The sequence below is a fragment of the Sorangium sp. So ce406 genome, assembly GCF_051474675.1.
GTDB classification, from domain to species: domain Bacteria; phylum Myxococcota_A; class Polyangia; order Polyangiales; family Polyangiaceae; genus Sorangium; species Sorangium cellulosum_G.
The window spans coordinates 6,312,224-6,325,345 of record NZ_CP150340.1 but is presented as its reverse complement, the minus strand read 5'-3'; the positions used below and the strand labels follow the sequence as shown (position 1 = coordinate 6,325,345).

The 13,122-nt window shown below is 69.9% G+C and carries 9 protein-coding genes; 2 read left to right on the top strand and 7 right to left on the bottom strand.

Features of this window, described 5'->3' with window-relative positions; genetic code table 11:
• The first annotated feature begins 129 nt into the window (after positions 1-129).
• On the top strand, positions 130-2,781 hold the full coding sequence (gene bamA, locus WME96_RS23265) for an outer membrane protein assembly factor BamA (protein WP_437283781.1): 2,652 nt from the start codon (positions 130-132) through the stop codon (positions 2,779-2,781).
• A 228-nt stretch (positions 2,782-3,009) separates the two neighbouring features.
• Entirely contained in the window at positions 3,010-3,792 is a 783-nt protein-coding gene (locus WME96_RS23260; RefSeq protein WP_061618642.1) for a rhomboid family intramembrane serine protease, read from the top strand.
• A gap of 52 nt (positions 3,793-3,844) precedes the next feature.
• Here WME96_RS23260 and WME96_RS23255 read toward each other — a convergent pair whose 3' ends face one another.
• The 7 genes from WME96_RS23255 to WME96_RS23225 form a co-directional block, all read right to left on the bottom strand.
• Positions 3,845-4,165, bottom strand: a complete 321-nt coding sequence (locus tag WME96_RS23255) for a hypothetical protein (protein ID WP_437283780.1) — start codon at positions 4,163-4,165, stop codon at positions 3,845-3,847.
• Between the two features lie 120 nt (positions 4,166-4,285).
• Positions 4,286-6,205, bottom strand: coding sequence for an RNA polymerase sigma factor RpoD (gene rpoD / locus WME96_RS23250; RefSeq protein WP_061618644.1), 1,920 nt, complete (start codon positions 6,203-6,205; stop codon positions 4,286-4,288).
• A 118-nt stretch (positions 6,206-6,323) separates the two neighbouring features.
• Positions 6,324-8,273, bottom strand: coding sequence for a DNA primase (gene dnaG / locus WME96_RS23245; protein WP_437283779.1), 1,950 nt, complete (start codon positions 8,271-8,273; stop codon positions 6,324-6,326).
• Between the two features lie 199 nt (positions 8,274-8,472).
• Positions 8,473-9,030: an ATP synthase F1 subunit epsilon gene (gene atpC / locus WME96_RS23240; protein WP_061618646.1), complete on the bottom strand. Its 558-nt coding sequence runs from the start codon at positions 9,028-9,030 to the stop codon at positions 8,473-8,475.
• A 7-nt stretch (positions 9,031-9,037) separates the two neighbouring features.
• A complete protein-coding gene (gene atpD, locus WME96_RS23235) occupies positions 9,038-10,462 on the bottom strand; it encodes a F0F1 ATP synthase subunit beta (RefSeq protein ID WP_433937702.1) in 1,425 nt (474 codons plus the stop codon).
• 145 nt (positions 10,463-10,607) lie between these two features.
• Positions 10,608-11,438, bottom strand: coding sequence for a 16S rRNA (adenine(1518)-N(6)/adenine(1519)-N(6))-dimethyltransferase RsmA (gene rsmA, locus WME96_RS23230; protein WP_437283778.1), 831 nt, complete (start codon positions 11,436-11,438; stop codon positions 10,608-10,610).
• 8 nt (positions 11,439-11,446) lie between these two features.
• Positions 11,447-13,117 (bottom strand): DUF58 domain-containing protein, encoded by a 1,671-nt coding sequence (locus tag WME96_RS23225; protein WP_437283777.1) that lies wholly within the window; start codon positions 13,115-13,117, stop codon positions 11,447-11,449.
• Positions 13,118-13,122 lie beyond the last annotated feature (5 nt).

Here is a 13,122-nt window from a genome sequence, read left to right as displayed (position 1 = left end):
GGAGATCGACCCGAACGCCGGGTTCGCAGCGCGACCCGTCGGCGACGCCCTGTTTTCGGCGTCCGCCCTTGAGACTCACGGCGCACTGGGCTACGGGGTGGCGCCTTGTACGCGACAGGCACCCGTCCAATGCTTCGCCTCCCCGGCCGCTGGCTGCGGCTCGTCTGGCTCGGCCTCTTCCTGGTGTTCGTTGCGGCAGTGGCTCTACCGCCCCGGCTCGCGGCAGCGCAGGCGCCCGGAGGTGCTCCGGGCGCCCAGCCGCCCGGGGGTGGCGCCACGCCGTCTCCCGCTCCGGCCGGCGTCGCTGCGCCGCCGGATCCGGCCAGCCCGGCCGGGGGCGCGCAGCCCGGCGCCGCCGGTACACCTGTGCAGGGCGCCGCCGACGCCGCCGAACCGACGATCGACCTGGCGCCCACCGAGGCCGAGCTCGCCCGCGGGCAGCCGGTCGTCCAGGTCACCGTCGCCGGCAACCGGCGGGTCTCGACGGAGGACGTGCTCGTCTACCTGGGGCAGACGCGGGTCGGCCGGCCGTTCACCCCGGAGGGGCTGGCGCGCGACGTGCGCGAGCTCTGGGACTCCGGCCTGTTCGATGACGTCGAGGTCGACCTCACCCGCCGCGACGACGGCGTGAGCCTGCGCGTGCTCGTCCGCGAGCGGCCGAGCATCAAGGCCATCGAGTTCTCCGGCAACAACGAGATCAACAGCGAGGATCTCACCGAGGCGCTCTCGGTCGAGGTCAAGCCGGGCACGATCCTGAGCTACGCGGCGATCCGGCGCGGCGTGCAGAAGCTCCGCGACAAGTACGCCGAGGAGGGCTACTTCCTCGCGGAGGTCAGCTACGAGGTCAAGCCGGAGCGGGAGAACCAGGTCACCCTCAAGTTCACGATCAAGGAGCACGCGCCGGTCACGGTCCGGCGCATCACCTTCATCGGCAACCACAGCATCCCGGACGAGGAGCTCCGGGAGGTGATGATCACGGGGCAGGGGGGCTTCTTCGCCTTCGGCACGGGCGGCCCGTTCCGCCAGGACGCGTTCGAGCGCGACGTGCTCGTGATCAACGCGCTCTACTACGATCGCGGCTTCCTGGCGGTGCAGGTCGCGACGCCCAGGGTGATGCTCACGCCGGACCGCACGGGCATCGAGGTCACGCTGACGATCAACGAGGGGCCGCGGTTCCGCATCCGCTCGCTCCGCGTGTACGAGCGTGACGCGGACGGCCGCGAGATCGAGCCGCTCGGCGGTCGCCGGGCGCTGCGCGAGATGGTGCGGGCCAAGTCGGGGGACTGGTTCAACCGCGCCGAGCTGGCCAAGGATCTCAGCGCGATCCAGACGCTGTACCGCGACGCCGGCTACGCCAACGTCGAGGCGTCGCCTGACACCCAGCTCGACCCCGACCGTCGTGAGGTCGACATCACCGTCGGCATCCGCAGAAACCAGCTCGTTTATTTCGGGCGCATCGAGATCCGCGGCAACACGAAGACGCGGGACAAGGTGATCCGCCGCGAGATGGAGGTGGAGGAGCGGAAGCTGTTCAGCGAGACGAAGCTGGAGCGATCGAAGCAGCGGATCACCGCGCTCGGCTACTTCGAGCGGGTCGACATCTCGACGGAGCAGGGCGAGGACGCCCAGCACATCAACGTCAACGTCGACATCGGCGAGAAGCCGACGGGCACCTTCCAGATCGGCGCCGGCTTCTCGAGCGTCGAGAGCTTCATCGCGACGGCGCAGGTCCAGCAGGCGAACCTGCTCGGAAGCGGCCAGTCGCTCTCCCTGCAGGCGCAGATCTCTGGGCTGCGGCGGCTCATCGACCTCCGCTTCTTCGAACCGTACCTGTTCGACAGCCCGTTCTCCGCGGCGGTGAGCGTCTACAACCAGCTACGGGCCTACAAGGAATTCTCGCAGACCTCCACGGGCGGCTCGCTCACGCTCGGCTACCCGCTCATCGAGCCGGAGCTCCGCGCGCAGCTCACCTACACGCTGGAGAAGGACGAGATCTCATCGTCCACGACGACCGGCCTCGGCACGGCGGACGCGCGGTCCACGTTCCAGCGGCTCCCGCTCTACAACCTCTTCAACGACGGGATCACGTCCAGCGTTCGCCCTGCGCTCACCTACGACACGCGCAACAACCAGCTCTTCCCGACGTCCGGCATTTACCTGCAGGGCTCGGTGGAGCTCGCGCACAGCGCGTTCGGCAGCCAGAACGAGTTCCTGCGGTACCGCGCCACGGGGCGGTTCTACTACCCCATCACGGACAGCCTGGTCCTCAAGCTGAACACCGAGGCCGGCATGGTGACGAGCCCCAACCCGGAGGGCGTGCCGATCTTCGCCCGCTTCTTCCTGGGCGGTATCCTCGACGTGCGCGGCTTCGAGATCCGGGACATCGGTCCGCGCCTGCCGCTGCGCGACTCCCTGGACCCGAACTCTCCGCCGATCGCGAACGGCGCGAACATCGGCGGCAACCTGATGTACTACCAGAACCTCGAGCTGGAGTTCCCGCTCATCGAGGCCGTGCAGATCAAGGGCGTCGTCTTCACCGACCTGGGCAACGCCTGGAACCTCGAGAAGCTCTACTGCAACGCCGCCCCTGCCTCGCCGAACGACGTCACGAACCCGTGCTTCTCGCTCCAGCGCCTCCTCGACGTCCGGACCTCGTGGGGGTTCGGGCTCCGGTGGTTCTCGCCGCTCGGACCGCTGCGCTTCGAGTGGGGCTTCCCGTTCAAGCGGCTGTCCTACGAAGAGACGTACAAGTTCGAGTTCAACATCGGAAACTTCTTCTGAGCCGCCGCCCTGCGGGGCATCAGGGAACCCGGGAGGTGGGACCAGGGGACGAGCCGCTGGCGCGCCGCCCCGACCTGCCGCGGCTGCCGGGCGGCCCCTGCCCCGGAGCGTCCTGGCTGGCGTGAGGCGGGTGTTGGGCGGGGCGCGCGCGCGCTGACAGGGGGCGCACCGCGGCAAAGTGCGGGGGCAGCGGTTGCCCGGCGGGGGCGCGGCTGTTAGGTGGAAAGCATGCGCCCGGAGCACGGCTCAATGGGGTTCCCCAGACCAGGCAAGGCCCTGCTGGGGATGATGATCGCGATCGGCTGTATCTGGGTGATGTTCACCCTGGGTCTGAACTGGGGAGGCGCCGGGGAAGGAGTCCTGGAGCCGTTCCTCGGCATCAGCGACCGGGTGCTCCACGGTCAGGTGTGGCGGCTGCTCACCGCGCCGCTCGTCCACAGCCCGAGCGACCCCTGGCACTTCGTCACGACGCTCCTCGGCCTGTACTTCCTCGGCACCTCGCTCGAGGAGCGCTGGGGCGCCCGCCGCATGGTGGCGTTCCTGTTCGGCTCCGCGGCCTTCGCGTTCGCGCTCCAGGTGGCGATCGGCGCCCTGTTCCCGAAGGTGGCGCAGTCCGTATTTTACGGCGGGCTCGGCATGATCGAGGCGGTCGCCGTCGCGTGGGCGCTCGCGCACCGCCACGCCACGGTCCGCCTCTTCTTCGTCCTCCCCGTGACGGGCACCATGCTGCTCGTCTTCATCTTCGCCATCTCGGTGCTCAACGTCATCGCGATGCGCGCGCCCCCCGAGGGCTTGATCACGCCGTTCGGCGGCATGCTCGCGGGCTACCTGTTCGGTGACTACTCTCCGCTGCGCCGCTTCTACCTTCGGATGCGCTTCCGCCAGCTCCAGGCGCAGTCCGCCGCGCTCCGCCGCGTCCCCGCGGCGCGCGGCCGCTCCGGCGGCGTCCCGCTCCGGGTCATCCCCGGCGGTCAGAAAGACCCGCCGAAGGACAAGCGCTACCTGAACTGAGCCTGAGCCGAGTCGCGGCAGCGCGCCCCTCGGGCGCGCCTGCAGGTGTTCATCACGGCGCGCCGCACCGGCGGAGCTCTTCGAGCGTCTTCGCGCGCGTGAGGCAGTCGATCTCGCCCGGGTCCACCTCGCTCCCGGCGAGCTCCCGCCGGCAGTCCGACGTCCACTCCGACGAGAGCCGCTCGCCCTCGCTCGCGAGCACCACCGAGGCTTTCCCCGAGACCTGCGGATCCGCGGGCCCGACCCGCTTCACCTCTGCCGCCCAGGCGGCGCGCATGGCCTCGCCGACTCTGCGGCAGTCGTCCTCGGACATGGTCTTCTTGCACCCGGCGCCGAGGAGCGCGCCCGCCACCACGAGGAGGACCACGACCACGGCGCGCTGCTCGAAAAGGGAGCCGCTCCCCCTGCGAGCGCGCGGCTCGCAGGGCAGAGAACGGCAGCGCGGCCTGCGCGCGGGGGCTGCCTTCGGTCGCCGAGCAGGACAGCCCACGGGCTAGCTGTCGATGAAGCTCTTGAGCTGCTTCGACCGGCTGGGATGCCGGAGCTTGCGGAGCGCCTTCGCCTCGATCTGGCGGATGCGCTCGCGGGTGACCTCGAAGTCTTGGCCGACCTCTTCGAGCGTGTGGTCGCTCTTCTCACCGATGCCGAAGCGCATCCGGAGCACCTTCTCCTCGCGCGGGGTCAGCGTCTTCAGGACCTTACGGGTCTGCTCGGCGAGGTTCATGTTGATCACGGCCTCAGCGGGCGAGATCACGCTCTTGTCCTCGATGAAGTCGCCGAGATGCGAGTCCTCCTCCTCGCCGATGGGGGTCTCGAGCGAGATCGGCTCCTTCGCGATCTTCAGGACCTTCCGCACCTTGTCGAGCGGGAGCTCCATCTTCTCGGCGATCTCCTCGGGGGTCGGCTCGCGGCCGTACTCCTGCACGAGGTAGCGCGAGGTGCGGATCAGCTTGTTGATCGTCTCGATCATGTGGACCGGGATGCGGATCGTCCGCGCCTGGTCCGCGATCGCGCGGGTGATCGCCTGCCTGATCCACCACGTCGCGTACGTCGAGAACTTGTAGCCGCGCTTGTACTCGAACTTGTCGACGGCCTTCATGAGGCCGATGTTCCCTTCCTGGATGAGGTCCAGGAACTGGAGGCCGCGGTTCGTGTACTTCTTCGCGATGGAGACCACGAGGCGGAGGTTCGCCTCGACAAGCTCCGCCTTGGCGCGCTCCGCCATCCGCTCGCCTTCGCGGATGTTCTCGTAGGTCTCGCGGATCGCCGCGACGTCGATGTTGAGCTCTTCCTCGACCTTCTTGAGGCCCTTCTGGGCGTTCTTGATGGTCGACTCGAAGTCATTGAGCTCTTCGCGGTTGACGTTGAGCTTCCTGGCGAGTCGCCCCTCGAGGGCGCGGTTGCCCTTCACCTTGATGAGCTCGCGCTTGAGCTCGCCCTTCGAGAGCCCCGTGCGCCGCTCCAGCTCCGTCGCGCCGGCCTCCGCCTTCTCGACCTTCGAGATGAGGCTCTTCAGCTTCTGGACGATCTTGTCGATCGTCCGTTTGTTGAGGCGCATCTCCTCGAGCGTCGTCACGAGCTCGGCCGTCGCCTGCGTCACCTCGACGTCGATCTGCTTGCGGCGGACCTCCGTCTTCACGTCCTTGCGCTCCTCGAGGAGCTCCGCCTTCTTCTTGTCGACGCGCTTCACCTTGTCGATGAGGCGGATGATGCGCCGATCGGCCTCCTCCTCATCGAACTCCTGGTCGTCGTTCTCGGCGTCCTTGATGAGCTCCTTCACCCGGATCTTGTGCTTCCGGAGCTTCTCGCCGAGATCGATGATCTCGCGGACGGCGATGGGGGAATCGAGGATGGCAGCGTTGACCTTCTGCTCGCCGATCTCGATCCGCTTCGCGATCTCGACCTCGCCCTCCCGGGTGAGCAGCGAGACGCTGCCCATCTTGCGAAGGTACATCCGGACGGGATCGTTCGACTTCGAGTAGTAGTCGACGTCCTCTTCCTCGCGGTCGGGCGTGACGACGAGCTTCTTCTCGCCCGCCTCCTCGTCCGCGATGCGCTTCGGCGCGATCTTCACCTGGGTCGCGCCGTCGACGATCTCGATGTCCTCGTCGCCGAGGGCCCCCACCACGTCGTCGAGCTGATCGGGCGCGACGTCCGCGGGGAGCGCGTCGTTCACCTCGTCATAGGTGAGGAAGCCTTTGCTCTTGCCGGTCTCGACGAGTTTTTCCAGCGTCTTCCGGTCCTTCTCTGACCGCTCGGCTCGGATGCCCGCGTCTCCTTTGTTGCTTGGGCGTGCCCCTGCCTCAGCGTGCCCGCGTGTCGAAGCGTGCCGCGCGCCGTTCAGCGCGCCGCCCCCCGCCGCCCTCGCGACCCCGCCTGCCCGACCGGAAGATTGCTTGGCCTTGCTCGCCATTACCTCATGCTCCACTTGCGGCGATCAGCTCGCCGCGACCGACAAGACACCAAATGATTCCGACAAACTTTAGGGATCACGCACGTCGGGGCGCCACGTCGGGGCGACCCGGAACGCATCAAGGAAGACCGAGCCCCCCCGCTCTCCGCTGGAATAGCTCACGCAGCAAAGCGTTTTCAGCATCGGCGTCCACCGTGCTCTTCTGAAGCTGGCTCATCACGGCGGCCTTCTGTCGCGCCAGGGCTTGCCTGCTCAACTTTTTCGAGTTTTCCAAGAGCGTCGCCTTGGCCGTTGAGGCCGCTTCGAAGACAGGCGAGACCAGCCGTCCAGCCGCGAATGAATGGATCGGAGCCGGGACTTGCGCAAGAAATTCGCCGGCGGCAAGTCCCATTTCAAATGTGAAATTTTGACGCGCTGTGACAATTGCAAGAGCGACGTCGCCTTCAAGGCATTCCAGCGCGGCCTGCACCTCATCGTCGGCCAGGAGCTCGGGGAAATCGAGGATCGATCCCAGGATCTCGAGGCTGATCTCCTGGACCTGCGCGCGCGACCGGGCGTTCTCCCAGGTCTCGGTCGACTGTCCGGAGGGGGTCACCTCGCGGGCGGGCTGGCTTCGCGGTCGGGAGAGCGACTCCTCGACGACGCGCTCGAGCTGCCGGAGGTCGTCGGGCGAGCGACCGCCGATCACGAGCTTCGAGGAGACGCGGTCGGCGTAGAGCTTCGCCATCATCCGGAGGTTGGGGTCGTCCTCCTCCGCGAGCAGCGAGGTCACGGCGCGAACGCGGGCGAACTGCTCGGGGAGCGAAGAACCCCCGAAGCTGTCGCCGTCGAGCGCCTCGTCGATGAGGTGCTCGAGCAGGCCGCGCGCCCCCTTGAGGATGCGCGCGACCGCGTCGGGGCCGTGCTTGCGCGCGAGGTCGTCGGGATCGAGGCCGGCGGGCAGCACGGCGACGCGGGCGCTGAGCCCCGCCTCGCGGCAGGGGGCGCGCGCCGCGCGCGTGGCCTTCTTGCCGGCCGCGTCGCCGTCGAAGAGCAGGACGACCGCGGGCGCGAAGCGCTTGATGAGCTTCGCCTGTGCGGGCGTGAACGCGGTGCCGAGCGGCGCGATCGCCTGGCCGATGCCGCGCGCGTGCAGCGCGACGACGTCGAAGTTGCCCTCCACGAGGATCGCCTCCCCGTGCTGCCGGATCGCCTGGCGTGCCTGGTACAGGCCGAAGAGGTGCTCGCCCTTCGTGTAGATCGGCGACTCGGGGCTGTTGATGTACTTCGCCGGCGCGCTGTCGGCCTGCGGCGCAGGGCCGGTGAGGCCGAGCGACGAGAGCTCCGCGGGGCTCGGATCCGGCAGCGCGCGCCCGCTGAACGCGATCACGCGGCCCATCACGTCGGTCACGGCGAACATGAGCCGGTGCCGGAAGCGGTCGTAATGGCCGCTCCCCGACGAGCGCGGCACGAGGAGCCCGACGCGCTCGCCGAGGACCGGGGAGACGCCTTGTTGCCGCAGGAAGTTGGCGAGCCCGTCCCAGCCGAACGGGGCGTAGCCGATCCGGAACGCCTGGAGGGCGTCGGAGATCGGGTCGACGGATCCTTCGCCGTCGCGGAGGGGCAGACCGCGACGCTGGAGCTCCTCGTGGGCGTAGCGCGAGAGCGGGTGCGCGCTGGTGCCAGGACCGCCGCGGAGGCTGTGCTCGAAGAACGTCGCGGCGAGGTGGTTGACGGCGTAGAGGTCGTCCTTCGACTTGCGCGCCGCGTGCGCTTCGCGCCGCTCGGCCTCGGTCATCGCGTCCGCCACCTCGATGCCGGCGCGCTCGGCGAGCGCGCGCACCGCCTCGGCGAACGTCCGGCCTTCGAGCTTCATCACGAAGTCGATGGCGCTGCCGGTCTCCTTGCAGCCGAAGCAGTGATAGAACCCGCGGTTCGGGTTCACGTGGAAGCTCGGCGTCTTTTCCTTGTGGAAGGGGCAGAGCCCGGTGAAGGAGTGTCCGCGGCGCGTGAGGCGCACGCTTTCGCCGATGAGCGCTACGAGATCCGTGCGCTCTTTCACGAGCGCGATCGTCTCCGGAGAGATCATGGGCTGCCTTGAGGGCCCCGTGCGTGCGGGGCCCGCAGATCGTCACGGGTGAACCCGAACGGCGTGGCGGCGTTCGCGCCAGCGCCTGGGCGGTGCGGGCAGCTCGCGAAGCGGGAAATTCCCCAGGCCTCCGCGGCCAGTGTGAAGAACAGTGTCCTGTGCGGCGGCCGCACGCGCAAGGCGGTTGCCGCCAGGTACGTCACTTCGGGTCGGGGAACGGAGACCCGGGCTTCTTGTGGTCTGTGAGGCTCTCGTCGGGGTGGGAGGCCTCGACCATCTCTTCGACAGAGGGCGCCTCGGCGTGGTCGGCGAGGAACCGCGTGTCCTCGCGGACCATCGGCGGCGGCGGGTCACCGATGAGCTCGAGCTCGGTAGCGAGCCACTGCTCCTCTTCGATGAGCTCGCGGCGGCGCGGATCAGTCAGGTCGCCCTGCCAGTGGTCGAGCTCAGCGTCGACCTCCTTGAGCCGGAGGCGCACCCTCACGACGTCGACATCGTCCTTCTTCGCGAAGCGCTCGGTGAGCAGCAGCGCGGTGTCGTTGGCGACCTCGACGAAGCCGTGATGGACGGCCAAGCGGTGCTCCTGGCCGTTCTGATGGTAGGTCACGAGGCCAGTCCGGAGCGCGGCGAGCAGCGGGAGGTGCCCGGGGAGCACGCCGAACTCACCGGCGACGCTCGGCGCGGTCACGTCCGTGACCTGCTCGCGCAGCGCGACGCCGGTCGGCGTCACGATTTCGAGGAGGATTGTGTCGGCCATGGCTGCTTCAAGCCGCCCTCTGCGAGGCCCGAGCCTTCACCTCGTCGATGCCGCCCACCAGATAGAAGTCCTGCTCCGCGACGTGGTCGAGCTTGCCGTCGAGGATCTCCTCGAAGCCCGCGATCGTGTCCTTGAGCGGCACGAGCTTGCCCTCGAGCCCGGTGAACTGGGCCGCGACGAAGAACGGCTGCGACAGGAACTTCTGGATCTTGCGGGCGCGCGACACGACGAGCTTGTCGTCCTCGCTGAGCTCGTCCATGCCGAGGATGGCGATGATGTCCTGGAGGTCCTTGTAGCGCTGCAGCGTCTGCTGCACGCGCCGCGCGACGGAGTAGTGCTTCTCGCCGACGATCTGGGGATCGAGCATCGTCGAGTTCGAGTCGAGCGGATCGACGGCCGGGTAGATGCCGAGCTCCGAGATCGCGCGCGACAGCACGGTGGTGGCGTCGAGGTGGGCGAACGCCGTGGCCGGGGCGGGATCGGTCAGGTCGTCGGCAGGGACGTAGATCGCCTGCACGCTGGTGACGGAGCCCTTGGTCGTCGAGGTGATGCGCTCCTGGAAGGCGCCCATCTCCGTCGAGAGGGTCGGCTGGTAGCCGACGGCGCTCGGAATACGCCCGAGGAGCGCGCTCACCTCGGAGCCCGCCTGGGTGAACCGGAAGATGTTGTCGACGAACAGGAGCACGTCCTGGCCCTCCTCGTCGCGGAAGTGCTCGGCCACGGCGAGCGCCGAGAGCGCGACGCGGGCGCGGGCCCCCGGGGGCTCGTTCATCTGGCCGTAGATCAGCGCGGCCTTGGAGATGACGGGGCTGCCGTCCGCGAGCTTCGACTCGCTCATCTCGAGGAAGAGGTCGTTGCCCTCGCGCGTCCGCTCACCGACGCCGGCGAAGACGGACACGCCGCCGTGCGCCTTCGCGACGTTGTTGATGAGCTCGAGGATGAGCACCGTCTTGCCGACGCCGGCGCCGCCGAAGAGGCCGATCTTGCCGCCCTTGCGGTAGGGGGCGATCAGGTCGATGACCTTGATGCCCGTCTCGAAGACCTCGACCTTGGTCGACTGCTCGATGAACGGGGGAGGCTCCCTGTGGATCGGCGCCAGCTTCTTGGCGTGCACGGGGCCGGCCTCATCGATCGGCACGCCGACGACGTTCAGGATCCGGCCGAGGCACTCGTTGCCCACCGGCACCATGATCGGCTTGCCGGTGTCGCGGACTTCCATGCCGCGCACGAGGCCGTCGGTGGAGTCCATCGCGATGGTGCGCACCGTCGACTCGCCGAGGTGCTGGGCGACCTCGAGCACGAGGTTGTCAGGATCAGCCGAGATGCTCGGGTTGCTCACCTTGAGCGCGTTCAGAATCCTGGGCAGCTGGCCCGACGGAAAATCGACGTCGACGACCGGTCCGATGACCTGAGTGATCTTTCCAACAACCATGGAGCGGGAGCCCTCCTCGTACGAGCTTTGACGAGTCGGGCGGCGCACTAGCACGGACCTGCGCGTCCGACTAGGGGTTCCGAGGCCCACTCCCGCAAGAGAACGACCGCGCGGGCCGGCGGTCGGCGCTCGCGCGGGACCGCGGTCAGCGGCCCTTGGCGGCGGCGATCCGCGCGAACGCCTCCACGCTGAGCGTCTCGCCGCGCGCGTCGAGCGAGATGCCGGCGTCCTTCGCGCGGCGATCGAGCTCCTCCGGCGACCAGCCGTAGAGGTTCCTCCAGGCGTTGCGGAGCGTCTTGCGGCGGGCCGAGAAGGCGGCGCGCACCGCGGCGCGGAAGGCGTCCGTCTCCTCGGCCCGCCGCGGGCGTGACGGCGTCAGGACGACGACGGCCGAGTCGACCTCGGGCCTCGGATAGAACGCGCCCCCGCGCGCGACCAGGAGGCGGCGCACGTCGAACGCGGCCTGCACGAAGACCGAGAGCGCGCCGTAGTCGCCGCTGCCAGGGGCGGCGGTGAGGCGCTCGGCGACCTCGAGCTGCACCATGAACACCGCGCGGTCGATCTCGTGCGCGATCGTGGTCGCCTGCTCGAGGAGCCGGCCTGTGAGCTGGTACGGGAGGTTGCCGGCCACAGCGCGCGGGGGCGGCTTCCCGGCGAGCGAAGCGACCCAGTCGACCTGCGCGGCGTCGGCCTCGAGCAGCGTCAGCCGGCCTTCCTCGATCGGGCCAGCGAGCTGCTCGCGGAGGATCGGGACGAGGTCGCGGTCGCGCTCGATCGCGACGACGTGCGCGGCGCGGTCGAGGAGCGGCCGCGTGAGCGCGCCGAGCCCCGCCCCGATCTCGACCACCGCGCCGCCCGTGGGCGTGGTGGCCGCCTCGGCGATCCGGCGCGCCGCCTCGACGTCGACGAGGAAGTTCTGACCGAACCCTTTCTTGGGAGAGAGCCCGCGCGCGCGCAGGAGCTCGGAGATGGACATCGCTCGTCCTAGGTCTGAGGTGGGGGTGCCCCGTCGTGGGGCGCGGTCGCGCTCGGGGCGGCGGCGGTCGTCGCGCGAAGCCGTACCACGCGCACGCCGGCCTTGCGGAGCACAGCTTCACGGCGGGTTTGCGCCACCCGCGCGCGGATGAGCACGGCCTCCGCCGCGATCGGCGCGAGCTCCTGGAAGGCCTTGTCGGCCGGCGTGAGCGCTCGCGGCTCCTCGTCTCCGTCGCTCTCCGGCGGTCGCGGCGCCTCCCAGGGAGGGCTGAGCCCCGGCTCGAGCTCGGGGAGCGTCCACATCACCTGGACGGCCTTCCGCGAGAGCCGCCGCACCGCCTCCGAGAGCCGCCCGAGCTGCGCGTCGGCGGGGGGCGGCGCGAGGACGTAGACCATGCTCGCCCGCGGCTTGGTGCGCGCGACGTGCGTGAGCGACTCCGCGATCGTCACGGCCGGATCGCGCCGATCCGTCTCGGACCGCGCGGGCGATTCGATGCCATAGCTGGCGAGGTAGCGGCGCAGGGTGCGCTCGCGCTGCGAGCGCCCGAGCGGCGCCGGCGCCGAGAACGGCGCGCGCGACCGCATCGACTCGGCGCGGGCGGCCAGCCGGTCGAGGTCGCCGCGGCGCAGGTCGTCGAGGCCGCGCGCGTCGAGCGGCCTGAGGTGCTCGAGGACGCGCGCCGCGACGTCCGCCTCGTCGAGCTCGCTCCGATCCGCGTCATACGTGCCGCACCCGACGGTGAGCGCGTGCGCGATCTTCTGGCCGTGCCCAGGGCCGTGGTCGGGCGGGATCGTCACGCGCGGGCCGGGCGCGAGGATGATGAGCCCGACGCGATCGCCGCGCCCGAGGTGCCTCGTGGCGATGGCCGAGGCCTCGTCGATCATGAGGTCGAGCGGGGCGCGGCCGAGCGGGCCCGCCCAGAGATCCACGGCCGCGTCGACCAGGATCCAGACCACGTCGCGCTCCTCGCGCTCGAACTCCCTCACGAGCAGCGTGCCCCGGCGCGCGCTCGCCTTCCACGCGATCTTCCGGAACGGGTCCCCCGGCTGGTGCTCTCGCAGCTCGCGCAGATCATCTCCCTCGCCGCGCACGCGGCCGGGCCTGCCGGAGGCCGCGAGGAGGTGGCTCCGCCCTCCGCGCGGCTGCGTCAGGTACGCCATGAAGGGCCGCGGGAGCACCTCGATCCCGTACGGGTTCGCGAACGTGAGCGGCACCTCGAAGAGGCCGGGGGCGCCGTGCACCTCGAGCGCGAGCCCGTGGAGCCCGTGCTGGCCGACGCGCGGCGTCCGCACGACGACCTTCACCTTGAGCCGTCCCGAGGCGGAGACCTCCCCGCGGTTCGGCTCGATGCGCACGTCGAGCTGCGACGAGGCGATCGCGCGCAGCTTCACGTAGCGCGCCGCGAGCGTGTCGCGGTTCCGCACCTCCGCCTCGATCTCCACGGTGCCGCCCCGCGCGGACCGCAGGACCCGCTTCGAGCCGCCCCAGAGCATCTCGAACCCGGCCGCGCGGATGCGCGCCACCGACACCAGCGTCACGCCGCGGGCGAGCGCGATGGCGACCAGGATCGCCCCGCCCCAGCCGACGATCGCCGGCTCCCGCGCGATGAGCCCGGCGCCCATGACCGCGACGCCGGCGATGGCCAGATGGGCGGCGGTGCGCGTGGGGTAGAGCTGCATGGGGC